Annotated in this window: 19 protein-coding genes and 1 tRNA gene; 15 read left to right on the top strand and 5 right to left on the bottom strand. The window is 64.5% G+C overall.

Going from position 1 to position 15,849, the window contains the following annotated elements; all coding sequences use genetic code 11:
* Positions 1 to 14: 14 nt before the first annotated feature.
* Positions 15 to 1,337, top strand: coding sequence for a DUF2252 domain-containing protein (locus tag ABD875_RS16490; protein ID WP_345180073.1), 1,323 nt, complete (start codon positions 15 to 17; stop codon positions 1,335 to 1,337).
* A gap of 10 nt (positions 1,338 to 1,347) precedes the next feature.
* Here the strand turns inward: ABD875_RS16490 and ABD875_RS16495 are convergent, their stop codons facing one another.
* Positions 1,348 to 1,791: a MarR family winged helix-turn-helix transcriptional regulator gene (locus ABD875_RS16495; RefSeq protein WP_345180076.1), complete on the bottom strand. Its 444-nt coding sequence runs from the start codon at positions 1,789 to 1,791 to the stop codon at positions 1,348 to 1,350.
* A 43-nt stretch (positions 1,792 to 1,834) separates the two neighbouring features.
* Between ABD875_RS16495 and ABD875_RS16500 the strand changes: the two genes are divergently transcribed.
* From ABD875_RS16500 to ABD875_RS16550, 12 genes are all read left to right on the top strand, one after another.
* Positions 1,835 to 2,260 carry an organic hydroperoxide resistance protein gene (locus tag ABD875_RS16500; RefSeq protein WP_379187952.1) on the top strand — a complete coding sequence of 142 codons (426 nt, stop codon included), beginning with the start codon at positions 1,835 to 1,837 and terminating at the stop codon, positions 2,258 to 2,260.
* A gap of 665 nt (positions 2,261 to 2,925) precedes the next feature.
* Entirely contained in the window at positions 2,926 to 3,117 is a 192-nt protein-coding gene (locus ABD875_RS22610; RefSeq protein ID WP_379187888.1) for a helix-turn-helix domain-containing protein, read from the top strand.
* A gap of 134 nt (positions 3,118 to 3,251) precedes the next feature.
* Entirely contained in the window at positions 3,252 to 3,470 is a 219-nt protein-coding gene (locus ABD875_RS16505; protein WP_345180084.1) for a hypothetical protein, read from the top strand.
* 167 nt (positions 3,471 to 3,637) lie between these two features.
* Complete coding sequence (locus ABD875_RS16510) at positions 3,638 to 4,111, top strand: hypothetical protein (RefSeq protein ID WP_345180088.1); 474 nt, start codon at positions 3,638 to 3,640, stop codon at positions 4,109 to 4,111.
* Positions 4,112 to 4,218: 107 nt separating this feature from the next.
* Positions 4,219 to 4,596 (top strand): hypothetical protein, encoded by a 378-nt coding sequence (locus tag ABD875_RS16515; protein WP_345180093.1) that lies wholly within the window; start codon positions 4,219 to 4,221, stop codon positions 4,594 to 4,596.
* Between the two features lie 114 nt (positions 4,597 to 4,710).
* Positions 4,711 to 5,502: a DUF3854 domain-containing protein gene (locus ABD875_RS16520; protein WP_345180096.1), complete on the top strand. Its 792-nt coding sequence runs from the start codon at positions 4,711 to 4,713 to the stop codon at positions 5,500 to 5,502.
* On the top strand, positions 5,499 to 6,650 hold the full coding sequence (locus ABD875_RS16525) for a DUF3631 domain-containing protein (protein ID WP_345180101.1): 1,152 nt from the start codon (positions 5,499 to 5,501) through the stop codon (positions 6,648 to 6,650). Before ABD875_RS16520 ends, ABD875_RS16525 begins: the two co-directional genes overlap by 4 nt.
* 213 nt (positions 6,651 to 6,863) lie before the next feature.
* Positions 6,864 to 7,220, top strand: coding sequence for a hypothetical protein (locus tag ABD875_RS16530; protein WP_345180103.1), 357 nt, complete (start codon positions 6,864 to 6,866; stop codon positions 7,218 to 7,220).
* A 45-nt stretch (positions 7,221 to 7,265) separates the two neighbouring features.
* On the top strand, positions 7,266 to 7,778 hold the full coding sequence (locus ABD875_RS16535) for a hypothetical protein (RefSeq protein WP_345180107.1): 513 nt from the start codon (positions 7,266 to 7,268) through the stop codon (positions 7,776 to 7,778).
* 203 nt (positions 7,779 to 7,981) lie between these two features.
* Positions 7,982 to 8,635 carry a DUF4145 domain-containing protein gene (locus tag ABD875_RS16540; protein ID WP_345180110.1) on the top strand — a complete coding sequence of 218 codons (654 nt, stop codon included), beginning with the start codon at positions 7,982 to 7,984 and terminating at the stop codon, positions 8,633 to 8,635.
* A gap of 282 nt (positions 8,636 to 8,917) precedes the next feature.
* The gene (locus ABD875_RS16545) at positions 8,918 to 9,586 is read left to right on the top strand and encodes a recombinase family protein (RefSeq protein WP_345180113.1); all 669 of its coding nucleotides are present in this window, start codon (positions 8,918 to 8,920) and stop codon (positions 9,584 to 9,586) included.
* Positions 9,586 to 10,878 (top strand): tyrosine-type recombinase/integrase, encoded by a 1,293-nt coding sequence (locus tag ABD875_RS16550; RefSeq protein ID WP_345180116.1) that lies wholly within the window; start codon positions 9,586 to 9,588, stop codon positions 10,876 to 10,878. Before ABD875_RS16545 ends, ABD875_RS16550 begins: the two co-directional genes overlap by 1 nt.
* Before the next feature lie 491 nt (positions 10,879 to 11,369).
* On the opposite strand, the gene ABD875_RS16555 is transcribed toward ABD875_RS16550, so the two are convergent.
* Positions 11,370 to 11,879, bottom strand: a complete 510-nt coding sequence (locus ABD875_RS16555; protein ID WP_345180120.1) for a hypothetical protein — start codon at positions 11,877 to 11,879, stop codon at positions 11,370 to 11,372.
* Positions 11,880 to 12,242: 363 nt separating this feature from the next.
* On the opposite strand from ABD875_RS16555, the gene ABD875_RS16560 reads away from it, so the two are divergent.
* Together ABD875_RS16560 and ABD875_RS16565 are read left to right on the top strand one after the other, a co-directional pair.
* Positions 12,243 to 12,377, top strand: coding sequence for a hypothetical protein (locus ABD875_RS16560; RefSeq protein ID WP_345180123.1), 135 nt, complete (start codon positions 12,243 to 12,245; stop codon positions 12,375 to 12,377).
* A 173-nt stretch (positions 12,378 to 12,550) separates the two neighbouring features.
* Positions 12,551 to 14,041 carry a hypothetical protein gene (locus ABD875_RS16565; RefSeq protein WP_345180126.1) on the top strand — a complete coding sequence of 497 codons (1,491 nt, stop codon included), beginning with the start codon at positions 12,551 to 12,553 and terminating at the stop codon, positions 14,039 to 14,041.
* Between the two features lie 439 nt (positions 14,042 to 14,480).
* Here ABD875_RS16565 and ABD875_RS16570 read toward each other — a convergent pair whose 3' ends face one another.
* The 3 genes from ABD875_RS16570 to ABD875_RS16580 all read right to left on the bottom strand — a co-directional run bounded on the left by ABD875_RS16570 (position 14,481) and on the right by ABD875_RS16580 (position 15,812).
* A complete protein-coding gene (locus tag ABD875_RS16570) occupies positions 14,481 to 14,729 on the bottom strand; it encodes a hypothetical protein (protein ID WP_345180130.1) in 249 nt (82 codons plus the stop codon).
* A gap of 96 nt (positions 14,730 to 14,825) precedes the next feature.
* The gene (locus ABD875_RS16575) at positions 14,826 to 15,311 is read right to left on the bottom strand and encodes a hypothetical protein (protein WP_345180133.1); all 486 of its coding nucleotides are present in this window, start codon (positions 15,309 to 15,311) and stop codon (positions 14,826 to 14,828) included.
* A 425-nt stretch (positions 15,312 to 15,736) separates the two neighbouring features.
* Positions 15,737 to 15,812: transfer RNA gene (locus ABD875_RS16580), tRNA-Ala, on the bottom strand.
* Positions 15,813 to 15,849: the final 37 nt, after the last annotated feature.

A 15,849-nucleotide genomic window follows, 5' to 3' on the forward strand; every position in this document is an offset into this window, starting at 1 on the left:
CCTAGGCTGCTGGGATGGGAAGCAAGGACGACGCCCGCAGCCAGCAGATCTCCGACGTGCTCGGTGACGCGTTCGCCGCCCTGCTCCGCGCCGACCCGCACGGCTTCCGGACGAAGTTCCGCAAGATGGCGGCCGACCCGTTCGCGTTCTTCCGTGGGTCGGCGTGCCTGTTCTCCGCCGACGTGGCGGAGCTCGACGACGCGTGGGCCGACGACCGGACGTCGCGGGTGTGGATCCACGGGGACCTGCACGTGGAGAACTTCGGCACCTACATGAACGACGAGGGCTTCCTGGTCTTCGACGTCAACGACTTCGACGAGGCCTACCTCGGTCATTTCTCGTGGGACCTGCGCCGCTTCTGCGCGAGCCTGGCGCTGATGTGCTGGCAGAAGGCGCTGCCCGAGGAGGACATCCGTGACCTGGCGGCGCTCTACCTCCGCTCCTACCTCGAGCAGGTGCGCCGCTACTGCGCGACCGACGACGACCTCGGCGACTTCTCGCTGCGCCTCGACAACACCGAGGGACCCGTCCACGCGGTGCTGCAGGCGGCCCGAACGCAGACCCGGATCGCCATGCTCGACTCGATGACGGAGGTGGTCGACCACGAGCGCCGGTTCGCCGACGGCGACCAGGCCCGGCACCTGAGCGCGTCCGAGCGCTCGCAGGTGCTGGCGGCGTTCAACCGGTACCTCGAGACCATCCCCGAGTCGAAGCGGTTCTCCCAGCCGGTGTTCTACGACGTCAAGGACGTCGTGGCCAGCACCGGGTTCGGCATCGGCAGCGCCGGGCTGCCGGCGTACAACGTGCTGATCGAGGGCTTCAACCAGGCGCTCGAGAACGACATCGTCATCTCCATGAAGCAGGGCAACCGGCCCACCCTCGCCCGGGTCGTCGACGACGAGCGGTTGACGGACTTCTTCGAGAACGACGGCCACCGCACGGTGGTCAGCCAGCGGGCGCTGCAGGCCCATGCCGACCGGCTCCTCGGCTGGACCACGATCGACGACACCGGCTTCGTCGTCTCGGAGCTCTCGCCGTACGAGCTCGACCTGGAGTGGAGCGACGTCACCGAGCCCGAGGAGATCGCTCCCCTGCTCGCCGACCTCGGTCGCGCGACGGCGAAGGTGCACTGCGCCTCCGACGAGGACAGCGACGAGCGGCTCGTCGACTTCCAGACCGAGGAGGCCATCGTGGCGGTCATCGGTGACCGCGAGGACGAGTTCGTCGAGGACCTCGTGGACTTCGCGGTGTCGTACGCCGCCACCGCCCGGCGCGACCACGCGCTGTTCGTCGAGGCCTTCCGGGCCGGCGAGATCGCCGACCTCTCGGCCACCTGAGAGGGGCGGCTCAGCCGGCCCGGGCCGCGGCCAGGACCTCGTCGAGGCGGCGGCGGAGGTCCTCGACCTGCTCGAGGGTCAGCGGCTCGGCGGCGATCAGCGCGGCCGGCACCTCCGCGACCGCGTCCTGCAGATCGACGCCGGACCGGGTCAGCTCCACGAGCACCCGCCGTTCGTCGTCCGGGTCGCGGCGGCGCTCGACGTGCCCCATGCCTTCGAGGCGCTTGAGCAGCGGGGTCAGCGTCCCGGAGTCCAGCTGCAGCCGCGCACCCAGCTCGCCCACGCTCATCGGCACCGACGCCTCCCAGAGCGCCAAGAGCACGAGGTACTGCGGGTAGGTGAGCCCGACCGGGCCGAGCAGGTCGGCGTAGGCCCGCGTCATCGCCCGGCTGGCGGCGTACAGCGGGAAGCAGATCTGCTGGTCGAGGGCCAGCTGCGGGTGCCGGGCGGTCATGCACCCAGTTTAGCGTTGACCTGATCTGATTGCGCGCAATATGATTGCGCACATGAATTCTCTCTACACCGCCTCCGTCGCCGCGACCGGCGACGGCCGCAACGGCCACGTCCAGTCCACCGACGGCGTCCTCGACCTCGACGTCCGCCTCCCGCGCGAGCTCGGCGGCTCCGGCGACGCCGCGAACCCCGAGCTCCTGTTCGCCGCCGGGTACGCCGCCTGCTTCCACAGCGCGCTGCGCCTGGTGGCCGGCCAGGCCAAGGTCGACACCACCGACTCCGAGGTCGTCGCGGACGTCTCGCTCGGCAGCAACGACGCCGGCGGCTTCCAGCTCGCGGTCCGCCTCGAGGTGAGCGTGCCGAACGCCGACGAGGACGTCGTGCGCCAGCTCGTCGAGCAGGCCCACCAGGTCTGCCCGTACTCGAACGCCACCCGTGGGAACATCGACGTCGCGATCGACCTCGCCTGACCTCACCACGCGAACGACCCGCAGCCGTGGGCTGCGGGTCGTTGTCGTTCGCGTGGACCGGGGAGGCTCGAAGCCTCCGGTTCCGCATGCGCTAGTCGGGGCTGCGGGTTCCTGGTGGAGCTGAGGGGATTCGAACCCCTGACCTTCTCATTGCCAACGGCAGAGCGCGCTACCAACAACAAACCCGCAGCCGGGGCTGCGGGTTCCTGGTGGAGCTGAGGGGATTCGAACCCCTTACCTTCTCATTGCCAACGGCAGAGCGCGCTACCAACAACAAACCCGCAGCCGGGGCTGCGGGTTCCTGGTGGAGCTGAGGGGATTCGAACCCCTGACCTTCTCATTGCGAACTTGATTCGGCCCATCCTCCGAGAAGTTCGACCTGAGCGTGCCAACCGAGTTTCGCCAGGCCAGCGGCCGGTTTCGAGTTTCGTCCGGGTTCGCCGGGCTTCGTCGGACTTCGTCGGACTTCGCTCGGCGGGTAGCCCCGCAAGTAGCCCCGGCTACACGGCTTCGATCCCGACGCACGGACGGCCCGGATTGACTTAGGCTTGTGTTTGCACAACTCAATAGCACCGATTACCGCCTAGGAGGCGACGACCGCGACAGCGGCGTCCCCCTGGGCGTTTCTGTTTCTCAGGTCGTCGTCAACACCGTGAGGAACACCGATGAGAACCACACCGAAGGTTGAGCGGCTGCTCGACCAGCCCGAGGCTGCCGCGCTGTACGGCCTCCATGTCAGCACTCTGATCCGAGCCCGACGATCTGGCGACCTGCGCGCTGTGAAGTTCGGCCGACGAGTGAAGTACCGCGAGTCAGATCTCGCATCGTGGGCCGAAAGCAACTTGGAATGCGACTGATATTTATCTCGATAAACCACCTCGATTCTTTACGCGGAAAGATCGAGATGCAGATCACCCCAGATTGCATTGCCAATTTTGTAGGTTTATGGCAATGCGGTTAGCAGAACCGCCGACATGCGGGAGGAGTGAAGATGCCCAAGACTAAGTCCGATTTTCCAGAGCAGATTGTCGTGCGTCTGACGGCAGAGCAGATGACTTTTCTTCGGGATATCTCGGGAATGAGCGGAATCAAGCCGAGCAAGCTCATTCGAGCCCTGATTGAACAAGCGCGCGTAAATCAGCAGGTGGACGACGCAATCGCGACGATCGACACGACCCTTGAGGAGGTTTGCCATGCCGTCGGCCGGTGAGCTTCGAAGTGACCATCTATCCAACCTTCAGCGCAAGATCCGTCAGGCCGAGGACGCCGTGCTCGGAGAGAAGCGACGGCAGCGTGAACTTGACGCTGCGCTGGCATCCGCCCAGACCGTCCGGCAGGAGGCGCTGCCTCCTCACCTCCAGAACCGAGGAATCTGACATGCCCGTGATCCCCACTCCCGAGCAGGAGCTTGATTCGTTCAAGGATCAGCCGAACGTGAGCCCCAACGAACTCGCCCATGCTGAGCGATACACGCGAGGCGAGAGTATTCGTCGTCGGAAGGTCGGCCTCGACTGGGTTAGAAAAGCCAAGCAGCGCAATCAGGATCGGTGTGCAGAGTTGGCGAAGACGATTCGCGAGGAAACGCGTGCCGCCGACGATCTCATTGTCATGGCACAGGATGGCGCATACGACTCGATCGACGAGCTCGTTGCGGAGTTGACGCGCCTTCGTCGTGCGCAGAACGCGCATGCCAACGCTATCTCGGCAGTGGCGACGACCGAGGAGACCATCTCCGGAGTTGAGGCGAATCCTGACGGCTACTACGAGGCCTTTTTCGAGAAGTGGCCCGCGCTGGCCCATCAGGTTCCCCGACTCGCCGACGAGATGAACCGCTATCGCAGTCGTCGCTGACCGACTAAATCCCGAAGTCGACAGAGGCTAGCGACTTCACCACCGGCCACTCCACGACGGCGCAGCCAACATCGCCGTGGAGGGCCTCTCACGCCAAAGGAGAGTGCGTGGTGTTCACCGCAAAGCCTAAGGAAGATCAGCCCACCAGCGTTGTCGATCGGCCGCCGTTCACATGGCGCGAAGTCCTCGCGTTGAAGAACAGCCACGGCATCACGGCCAACCAGCAGTCGGGTCCACGTACGGTCGAAGCCGAGCTCATCCGCGGCATCTACGACCAGTGGCTCCGGGATCAGTCCGGCCTCCGCTCGGTCTGTCCGCTCCGCGAGTTGTTCTACTACCTCACCGCTGAGTACCGGCACCTGTCGAAGCAGGAGAAGGCCGAGCGTCTTCCGGCGCTCGTGCTCACGGCTCTCAACGACCGACGCGGTGGACTCAACGTCGTGCCGGTCCCCGCTTCCGAGAAGCGCCGCCGCGACAACTGGTAGCCGCCTGACCCCGAGTGGGGCGAGGTCCCCGGTTGTAAAGAGGCAGTCCCCGCCTCTACCTCGCCTCACTCGGTCTACCAACCGCGCCCGAACACAGACTTGAAGGAAGTAGCCATGTCCAAGAAGCCTCTCAGCGGGCGACATCTCCGGCAATTGACGCAGGAGAGCGGCATTTCGCGCGAGGTCATCGAGCAGCGCGGCTATCGCACCGTTCGCAGCCTGGACGAGTTGAGAGAACTCGGTTTCCGTCCGCGTGCGTCCTGGCGTCGAAGCGACAAGGGCCTGCTGATCCCTCTCCACCTTCCCGCTAGTGCCCCCGCCTCTGACGTTCCGCCAGTGATCTATCGGCCCGACGTGCCGATCACGTACTCCTCACGTTCAGGGAAGCGCGAAGTCATGAAGTACGCGCACCCTGACGGCGCTCGCAATTACATCGACGTCCACCCGTCCATGCGAGAGGCGCTACAAGACTCTTCGGTCGATGTGCTCATCACCGAGGGCCACAAGAAGGCGGACGCGGCGACGTCACGAGGGCTCGTGTGCCTGGGCCTGTCCGGCGTGTGGAACTTCGTCTACCGGTCTCGGGACGAGAACGGCCGACGAGCTGACTCCGAACTCTGCGACGAGTGGGACGCGATCCCCACGGATGGCCGCGCCTTCACGATCGTCTACGACAGCGACCTCGTCTCGAAGCCCGGTGTCCAGGATGCTCGATGGCGTCTCACGCGGTTCCTGCGGGAACGCGGCGCACGGGTCTTCTGGGTTGACCTGCCAGCGGGACAGAACGGTGCCAAGCAGGGCCTAGATGACTACTTCGTGGCTGGGCACACCCCAAACGATCTGCGGGCTCTGGTGCAGGCCGCGCCGACGAGGGGGCCGAGGCAACAGGGACGGCTCGCGTCATGAGCAAGAAGCCCAAGAAGACTCAGCACTTCGCGCTGATCGACGACCTGGCTTCGTTCATCGGCAGGTTCGTGGTGCTCAGCGACGAACAGCGACTCGTGATGGCGGTCTACGTGATCCACACGCACATTGCGAAGCGATGTCAGCAGACGCCCTACATCTTCATCCACTCGCCCGAGCCGGAGTGCGGCAAGTCGCGGCTGATGGAGGTCTTGGATGTCTTGGTCCGTGAGCCGTGGATGATCGTCAATCCCTCCGATGCGGTGCTGTTCCGCAAGGTCAACGACTCAATGCCCACCTTGCTGTGGGACGAGATCGACGCGGTGTTCAATCCGAAGTCCGCGCAGTACCACGAGGAGCAGCGCGGAATGCTCGACCAGGGTCACCGCCGACGTGGCCGGGTTCCTCGCTTCATCGGGGACAAGGTCAAGGAGTTCGACGTCTACTGCCCCAAGGTGTTCGCGGGCATCGGAACCCTCCCGGACACGCTGTCGCGTCGATCGATCCCTATCAGCCTCAAGCGTCGCCGGCCGGACGAGCCGATCGACGAGTTCATCTACCAGGACGTCGTTGAGGAGGCGGCGCCGCTGGTGGAACGCGTCGAAGCCTGGGCGGCTGAGTACGGCAAGACCGCCGCCAATGATCGTCCGAGCGATCTGCCCGAACGCATCAGTGACCGGATGAAGGAAGGTTGCTTCTCGCTGTTCGCGATCGCCGACCTCGCCGGGAAGGGTGCCGAGCTGCGAAAGGCACTCGATACGATTCTGACGGGCGACCGCCTGGACTCACAGCAGACGATGCGGACACGTCTGCTTCGCGACCTCCGCACGGTCTTTGCGATGAGGTACCGCGACAGCGGCAAGCCCATGAAGTTCCTTCCGACCGACGAGATTCTTGAGTCGCTGATCGGCTTTGAGGAGTCGCCGTGGTCGGACTACTACGGGCGCGAGCTCGAGGCGAAGGACCTCGCAACGCTGCTTGAGCAGTACGGGGTGAAGTCCCGACAGGTGAAGTATCAAGGCGAGCCGCGACGTGGCTATAGCCGCGAGCCCAGCAAGGCCGGAGACGTTGAAGGACTGGCCGATGTGTGGACGAGATACCTCGGTGAAGACGACACGCAGGTAGTGATCGGAAGCCGTCGTGATGCGTGAATCTACGCGTGAAGCAACGCAGGTAACGGGAGGTAACGGCTGTGCTTGGGATAGGGGTACCGGATCTCCTCTACTACTAACAAAAGGGTTACCAATTAGGTCGGTGGTGTGTACGCCGTTACCCCCGGTGGTGCCGTTACCTTCCGTTACCCCGTTACCTCGATGGGCTGAGTCAGCAACCGGAATCAGATCGAACTAGTTAGGAGAACAAGGATGAACCCGAGTAGTGAGAACAAGACTGGAGTCGAGAGCTACGACCATGGAGACAGGTTGCTGCCCGAGTACTTCAAGGTCCGCGAGGCCCTGAACGAACTCGTCTGGGCGATCAACCGGAACGAGGTCGGTCCCGCCGCCGACACGTACGAGGACGGGCAGCGTCACTGGCTCAAACTCGTCGAGCAGATGGCAGCGTCTCTGCCTTACGCGGACGGTTGCGAGAAGTGTGGTCGGACGTGCTGGCCCGTCAAGACGAAAGTGTCAGATGGCGGCCTCGACGGCACCTACGCGTGTCCGTCGTGTCGAGTCCAGTGGACCTGCTACTACGCGGTCAACCTCGCTGACTTCGAGTGAATTGGTCATGGACCACACGGACGAGATCACCCATGGAGGTGCACGATGAGCAAGGGCAATAGGAAGCGCAGGCGGAAGGCGGGCATCCTGCCTACGGCGGAGCGCTGCATCGCCAGGAACCGCTTCGGTGAGCGGTGCAAGAAGTATCCGATTGAGGGCGCAACGGTCTGTGCATCTCACGGTGGAGCCGCGCCACAGGTCCGCAGGAAGGCTCAAGAGCGCATCATGATGGCGCAGGACGACGCCGCCTCACTGCTCGTTCGAGCACTCAGCAACGAGAAGATCCCGTTCGCGGAGCGACGTCGATGTGCCGAGTTCCTGTTGACGTACGAGAACCGGAACGAGATCACTCTGACCCTCGCGAAGTGGGAGGAGAACATCGGCGAGCTGCTCGTCTCGTACGAGCCTGATGAGGTTGATGAAGACATCGTCGACGCGGAGATCGTCGAGGACCACCGGCAGTTGCCTCCGAGCGACGTCGACTGGGACAAAGGCTCCACGAGGCTGGCCGAAGACCCACCGCACTACGGCAGGGGCAACCGGCTACGTGGTCGGTAGCAGCGGCCGACGCCAGTCGGGCTAGAACGCAGGATCAGGCCAGCGTCGGGCACCGGGGCCGACCCGCGTCTGTCAGGCCGTAGGCAGCCGCACTGTCTCCCGTCTCCGCCCTCGCCCCCACGTCTGGCGAACGCGATACGCCGGGTTCGGGTCGCGAGCCGGTTTCGCGTTCAGGAGTCGCGATCTGATCTAGCCTCGACTGCATGACTGATCCGTGGGCGACCGGTGCGCCTCGGCCGACCATTCCGTGGCACTGCGACTACTGCGAGAAGCCGACAACCCTCGCAGTAGTCGAGCGCTGGTGGGTCACGCCCGACGAGGACGACGAGTTCGACCCCTTCGAGAGAGTGATGGCGAAGTGCACGAGTTGCGCAATGCCTTACGTCCTCGGACGCGACGCCGACTACGACGGAGGCGACAGTCCTCTGGAGCAGGTGTTCCCCATGACTGACCAGCCGCTACCCCGGAATGTTCCGAAGAGCATCCGGGACTCTCATGACGAAGCGATCCGCTGTCGCAAGTTCCGCTGCTACACGGCTGCCGCTCTCATGGCGAGAAGAGGCGTCGAAGCCATGTGCGCCGAGCAGGGCCAGATGAACGGGACTCTCGCCGCGAAACTGACCGCCTTGAAGGACGCTGGGGTCATCGATGAGCGCCTGCACGAGTGGTCCTCGGTTGTTCGGAATATTGGGAACTCTGGCGCACATGACGTTGACGCCTCGTTGTCGCGTGAGGACGCGGACGACGCCATCGCGTTCTTCGAAGCTCTCGTCAACTACCTCTACACGTTCCGCCAGCGTTACGAGGGGCATCTTCAGCGCAAGCAGATCGAGAAGGACATGAAGGAGATCCTTTAGGCGCGGCGGTAATCTCTAACTATCTCCGTTAGACCAACAGGACGAGTGGCGAGCCGCTGAGCGGCAGGCATCCACTCCCCCACACCGAGGTCGAAACGGGACGCCTCCTGCGGGGGATGTGGCAGCAGAGCCGGGCGTCACGTGACGGGTCATCACTACGACCCGAGGTGACCCATGTCCCGTTCTATCTGGAGTGCCTGGACTCCTGAACATCCCGCCCGACCTTCTAGAGCCTGCCCTCGGTCGAACCCGAACTGGGGTTCGCGAACACCGGGAGCAGGCATGCAAGTCATCGGGTATCTCCGAGTCAGTACTGACGAACAGGCATCGAGTGGACTCGGACTAGAAGCTCAACGCGCACGCATCGCGGCTGAGGCCGCACACAAGGGCTGGGACGTCATCTGGCTCGTTGACGAAGGCTACAGCGCCAAGAGCCTTGATCGGCCGGCGATGACCGAAGCCCTGCGGCTACTGGCCGCTCGCGAGGTCGGTGCGCTGATCGTGGCGAAGTTAGACCGCCTCAGCCGCTCCGTCGTGGACTTCTCCAACACTCTCGCCCTCGCGAAGAAGCAGGGCTGGGCGATGGTGCTCCTCGACCTCGGTGTGGACACCTCCACTCCGAACGGCAAGTTGGTCGCCGGGCTCATGGCTCAGATCGCGGAGTGGGAGCGCGACATCATCGCGCAGCGCACGCGGGAGGCCCTCGCGGCAGCCAAGGCGAGGGGCCAACGCCTCGGACGGCCAAGGGCTACCCCGGATGACGTCGTTGACCGGGTGGTCGATCTGCGTGCTACCGGCCTCAGTCTCCGAGCCATCGCCCAGGCTCTGACGGACGCCGAGATTCCGACCACGCGAGGTGCGGACGGCTGGCGGGCGAGCACCGTGCGCCGGGTGCTCAACTCCCACCGGCTCGACCTCGAATCGGTGGCATCGCAGACGGGCGGTCAGTAATGGCGCGGCCAGAGGTCACCTACGAGTCGGTCGAACGCGGTGTCCAGAAGGTGATCCGCACCTACGACGACGGACGGGTCGTCACGAAGTTCCGGATCAAGTACGCCGACGCTCGCGGCAAGGTCCAGTTCAAGACGGTCGACAGCCACCGGGTCAAGGACGCCCGCGATGCGCTGATCGAAGCGAAGGCATCCGTGATGAAGGGCCAGCACGTCTCACCTCGGGACGCCAGCGCACGGTTCATCGACGTTGCTCGGGAGTGGCTGGAAGTGAAGCAGCCTGATCTCAAGCCGCGCACGTACGAGTCGTACGAGTGGACGGTCGACAAGAAGCTCGTGCCCCTCCACGACGTGCGGATGAAGAACCTGGACTACCGGGCCGTCTCCACCTTCCGAGCGAACCTCAGCAAGCCGAAGGTCAACGGCGACCGGCCCGCGCCGTCGTCGGTCAAGCGCACGATGCTCGTGCCGCACGGAATCTGCGAGCATGCCCGCAAGCGGAAACTCATCCTCGAGAACCCCTGCGCCGACCTGGACAAGGTCAAGGCACGCAAGCCTCAGAAGAAGATGCCGAGCACAGAGCAGGTCGAAGCCCTCATCTCTCGCCTGTCTCTGCCTACGCCCCCTCGTCAAGACAGTTGGGGTCGAATGCTCAAGGAACGCCCGGCCGATCGTCGCTGGGCTCTCCTGGTCGAGACTGCTGCCTACACCGGACTCCGAGCCGGCGAGCTCGCGGGACTACAGGCCCGGGACATTCGCGGAGATCAACTCAGCGTCGTGCGAACCGTGATCGACCTCCCGGGCAAGTACGAGGCCGGAGGAGGGCTGCGGCTCGACACACCCAAGAGTGAGGCGAGCGCCCGAACGATCAAGATCCACGATCAGATCCTCGAACGCAGGCTGCGGAAGCACTGCGCCAACCTCAAGCCGCGAGACTTCGTGTTCGGGGACCACGACGACGAGGGCAAGCCGCGACCGCTCAACCACGGGAACTTCTACAAGCGCGTGATCAAGCCTGCCGCCGACGAGCTGCACATCGAGATGACTTTCCACGGGCTGCGGCACCACTGCGCGAGTTTCCTGATCGACCTTGGCATGAGCCCGGTCGACGTGGCTGCCTACCTCGGTCACGAGTCGGCGGCCTTCACGCTGCGGACCTACGCGCACTTGTTCAAGGAAGCGAGCCGCGACTACAGCAAGGAGTTCAGCAAACGTCGCGCCGCTGCTCGGGGTGAGGAGGTCTCGGACAACGTGGTGCAACTGCGGCGCTCGGGCAAGCGCAAGCCATTCTGAGATTGCTGGACTCAGCCTGACCCTGCGATGACTGCAACGTTTACAAGAACGTCTGACGCAACCAACGCAGCGGCGGATAGGCCACTACGCATCATCATTGAAGCGGTCATGCGGACCACCTCCCCTTCGTTGTCTCGGTTGAACATGTGGGAGACACAGTCGGAGAACATGTGGAGCAGAACTGCAAGTAGGACGAGGCACAGGGACAGGACCCGGCAAGCCGGGCTCAATCCAGCAACCGGTCGAGAGCATGCCAGAGACGCACGCGGCATGGACGCGAACCGTGGGTTTCGTGTCGCTCGAACAAAGCGCCGAACGACGAAACGGCACAAGGATTCGTGACCGGGTGTACATTTTGGTCGCAAGAAACTGAATACTGCTGGTTGCTCCGGGGAGAGAGCCAGACGGACGCCGCGCCAACGACGCCCGCCTGACCCCTGCGACGATCAGCGCACTATGGCGGCTCGATCGTCACGGTGACAGTCCCGTCTTCAGAAACTGAGACTGTCACTCGGACCCGGCGGTGTTTGATCGCGATCACCTCCTGCCGCCTCAGTAGTTGCAACCTCATCCGAAACCCCTGACTCAGCGTCGGGGGTTTCGGACGTCTCGGGGGTGCTGGTCGGATCCAGGTTGTAGACACCGCGCTGCGGGTTCCCCAGCACGCCGTCCTTCTTCATCCTCGACATCAGCGACCGAATGCTCGCCGGCTCCCAGCCGTAGCGAGGGGCGAGAGCATCCACGACCTGTGCCGTAGTCACCGCGCGATCGATCTGCTTCATGTAGTCCAGCACCGCGTCCTTCATGGGTGGCGCGATGATCGTCGCATCGACCTCCACCTTCGTGGGATCAGCCGCGGCCTCGGCGGCAGGCGCGCTTCCGCCCAGCCTTGCCATCGTTGCCTCTACCTCCTTGATCGCAGCATCGAGCTCACCGCGCTGGGCGCGAAGTTCCGCGAGCGCCTCATTGAGGTGTCGGGCGACAGTGGGATTGATGGGCATCGCAACCTCCTTCGAGGAGATCGTACCCGATCGCGGGGATTGCGGCGGGACACATCTCGACGATGCGGTGAAGTTATTTCGCGGCGCGTTTGTTGAGTTACTCAGTTGTGATTCGAGGCGGGGCTTGCGGTTTGACGAACTTCGGTCGCCCCAGATTGGTCCCGATCTTCTGTGTAATGGGGTGTCCCAACCAGAAGGGACACCATCATGAGCGGCGTCAATCAGCCTCCGGGCACTCGTGCCTACGGATCGAACGGTGGACGGGCAACTCCCATGGCCTCAAGCCCCCAGACCTCCAGGCGCACTGCCCGCACTCCGACCGTCTCGTACGGCGACTCCTACCCCATCGGACAGATCGCTCAGATGTGGGAGAAGCCTTCGTCCTTCGTCCGGCAACTGATCGCCGACGACCTGCTCTCGGTGAACGAGCGCGGGCTGGTGACCAACACCGAGCTTCGACGCTTCTACGCCGAGTCCGGCGACCTGCTGGACCCCTGATCCCTCGCCCCCTCGTCCTGGCCTACTTCTCTAGGGCGAGGTAAGCCCGCCATCCCCTCTTCTCGGCGGGCTGCTGTGGGGTCGTGGGCGTGACAGCGGTCTGCGCCGGGCGGCTCTCCGCTCCGCCCACGGCCTCGCGGTCTCCAACCAACCCATCGCGTCAGGAGAGAACGATGACCATCAACTACCTAATGGTGACCCGAGCGGGGAAGGGTCTGGAGAGAACTCCCGGCGCATCAGGACCGACCTTCGCGCAGGGCTCAGGACCGACGACCGTCACTGCCGCCGACCAAGGCTTTAGCAACGACTTCGCTTCGGGTCTGAGCCCTTGGTCCGGCAGCAGTTACAACTACGACACCGAGGCGCAGGACTTCAACCCGACCTTGGTGTCAGGACGAGCGCGCATCAACATTCCCTCGGGCATCAACGGCGACAGCGGCTTGTCCCGCAGTACGTGGGCTGGCTGGGATGACGTGACCCTGACCGCCGAGGTCGCGGTGACCGCGAGCGCGAACGGCCAGACCGTGCGACTGTCGGCAAACTGGTTCGGTGCGGCTGCAAGCGGGTCGGCGCAGTTCTCGATCGAGAGCGGACGCCTTCTCACCAAGATCACGGGCCAGGCATCCCTCGATGTGGGCGCGTACGACTCCACCAACCATCGCTGGTGGCGCATCGCGGAGAAGGATGGCAAGTTCACCTTCTCCGTCTCCCCGAACGGCACGACGTGGACTGCTCTCGACACCCGCACGCACGGGCTGCCGGTGCCGAACGGCGTTGACCCCGCGCTGGTCTCCCTGACTGCTCAGAACTCGGCGTCGGCGTTCGCGGCGCTGGAAGTGTTCCTCGACAACGTGACGTTGCAGGTCGGCTCCACGCCGGTCGGCGTTGATCCGGCGACGTTCGCGGCGTACGGCGCGCTGTTCAAGCCCAAGGGCTACTCCGTCGAGCCGCGCGACATCATCGCTCCGACCGGCTTCTCTGATGCGATCTACCGCGTTGTCCGTGACCCATCCATCGTGACTGACGACTCTGGCAACACGCTCGGCACGCAGGTCTACAACCACGCTTGGGTGCTGTCGAGTCTGCTGGTCACGTACCTGTCGGAGCAGAGCGGCTATGGCGGGAAGCCCGTCCCTTGGCCTTCCGATGGGGGCTACAGGGTCGTCCCGGTGACGGGTACGCCCGTCGTCAACGATGGCGCGGGCACGTACGGCTTGCAGTCCGTGACGTGGCCTGGATCGTCCGTCGGGGTTGGGACACTCCGACAGGTCGTGTCTGGGGACGAGGGCTCCACGCGCAAGGTCGCCGCGATCCTTGACCTGCTCGCGTCAACGACTACCGCTCAGCGCGACACCATCGAGAGCACATACACGAGCACCAAGGCGGCTGTGGAGACGGCGCGACAGAACCTCAACACGGTCGTGTCGGCAGCGTCTGACGCGACCCGGAGGCAGTTCTACGCACGAGCCGACCTCGCATGGTTCCTCGCATGTCAGGCCGTTGCGGCTCCTCGCGGTCCGTCATTGGAGAACGCGCTCATGTGGGCGATGCAGGCGGTCGTCGCCAAGGAAGCCGGACTGATCGGCGCAACCTTCACCACCGCCAACTACGAGACGATGACCCAGCCCATCGATGCCGTCCTGGCCATGCCCTCGGGCTACTGACCTACCCACGCGCCGCGTCAGCCGACCGGGCTGACGCATCAGCCCGTAGACCGATGAGCAGCCCCCGGTCGGCCCAAGGGGCCGAGCTCGCAGTCTTCACGCCTTAGATCGGCGAGCGACCACTACATCTAGATCGAATACCGGCGCGCCTTCCCACATGTTGAGTTCTTCGCACGTATGTTCGGTGTGACAGATGTGACTAAAGGGGAGGGAGGTGAGAACGGTGCCCAAGGGTGGAAAGTCCAGCGGAGGCGGTAAGTACCGCAGCGCGAAGACGGGACGCTACGTCACGCCGAAGCATGGCAAGGCGAACCCGAACACGACGGTCAAAGAGTCCAAGTGACTCCGCAGCGACGGGGAAGTCGCTGAGTACTGTCTGACGACCTGAGGTCGTCCACCACGGCAGCCCTCGGGTCTCGACTCGGGGGCTGTCCCCTTGCTAGGACTTCGCAGCCCTGCGCTTGACCGATTCCTTGCGGAACTCGCTCAGCGTCGTCGTGATCACGTCGGCAGCGCCGAGCCAGCCGCCACCGGCGTCGTAGTGCGGCGCGATGTTGATCGGGATGCCGTCGACCTCGACCATCCCGTTGTCGTACGCGGTCACCTTGATCGTGAGGGTGATGCCCTTGTTGCGGGCGGTCTGCTTCACGTTCCAGGACTCACGTATGCGCTTGATGCTTGCTGGCACGTCTCCTCCTTCTGACGGGAGATCAGTGTCAGCACAAACGGCACGAGGGGCCAGCCCCTCACGGGCCAGCCCCTCGGATCGGGTAGTGCTGAGGCGTCACGCCTTCGCGGTCACGGTGTGGACCACGACCTCCTTCGTACCCGGCTTCCACGACTTGTCGTGGCTGCCAGCCTCAACCGCGTGGGTGAGGGCGAGGTTCGTGAGGAAGCGGCGAGCCGTCGCCAGCGACACGTTCAGATCCTCAGCGATTGCCGCGACGGTCTCTCCCTTGGACGCCCGCGCCGCGACCGCCTCGGCTGCCTTCCGCTCATCAGTCCCCACCGCGAGGTAGGGCAGCGAGCGACGGGTGCCGTTCGCCCGGACCTTGATCAGCGCGGCCTGCTTCGTGGTGAGCGCTTCGATCAGCGTCTTCGGCTCGGGCTTCGTGACCTTCTTGGACGCGTGAGCACTCTCCTTCGCCTTCGCCCCCGCAGTCGGCTTCGGCTCCTTCGGAGCCGGGGTCGCCTTCTGCGCTGCGGGCTTCACGGCCGGACGTGCGGTGGTCTTCTTCGCCGGAGTCTTGGTGGCGGTCTTCGTGGTCATGCTGAGCCTCCTAGGCTGCTGTGACGGCCCGGTCTGGGCTGTCGTTGCGACCACCGTGCAGAAGATCGCGGCGAATGTTCAGACCTCCAACCGAGGGGGCGGAGGCGATCTCGGCATCTACCTGCGGAGACGAGCTCAGAGAAAGTTCTCGCGGTCCGCGTGGACCTGCCCGAGTCGCCGCTGACTGCCGGTCTTCGGTGGGCTGCTGCTGCCGCTGTACCCGCGTTCTGGCCCCACGCGCCCGCGAGGGCTACCGCTGCCGCGTCCACGCGCTACGACGTCACTAGGAGACGGGGCAGGCTAGGCGCATGGCGAACCCCAGCGCACCCGAGCGAACTAGCCCCCGGGGTAGCCCCGGCGAAGGCGTCCCGACAACGAGAAAGGCCCCCGACCAGCGTTTCGGCTGGCCAGAGGCCTTCTTCGTTTGGTGGAGCTGAGGGGATTCGAACCCCTGACCTTCTCATTGCGAACGAGACGCGCTACCAACTGCGCCACAGCCCCAGGATCTTGCGGTGCGAAACGTTAGCACCAGCTCCAC

It is taken from the genome of Nocardioides caricicola, assembly GCF_039541135.1.
Classification (GTDB): domain Bacteria; phylum Actinomycetota; class Actinomycetes; order Propionibacteriales; family Nocardioidaceae; genus Nocardioides; species Nocardioides caricicola.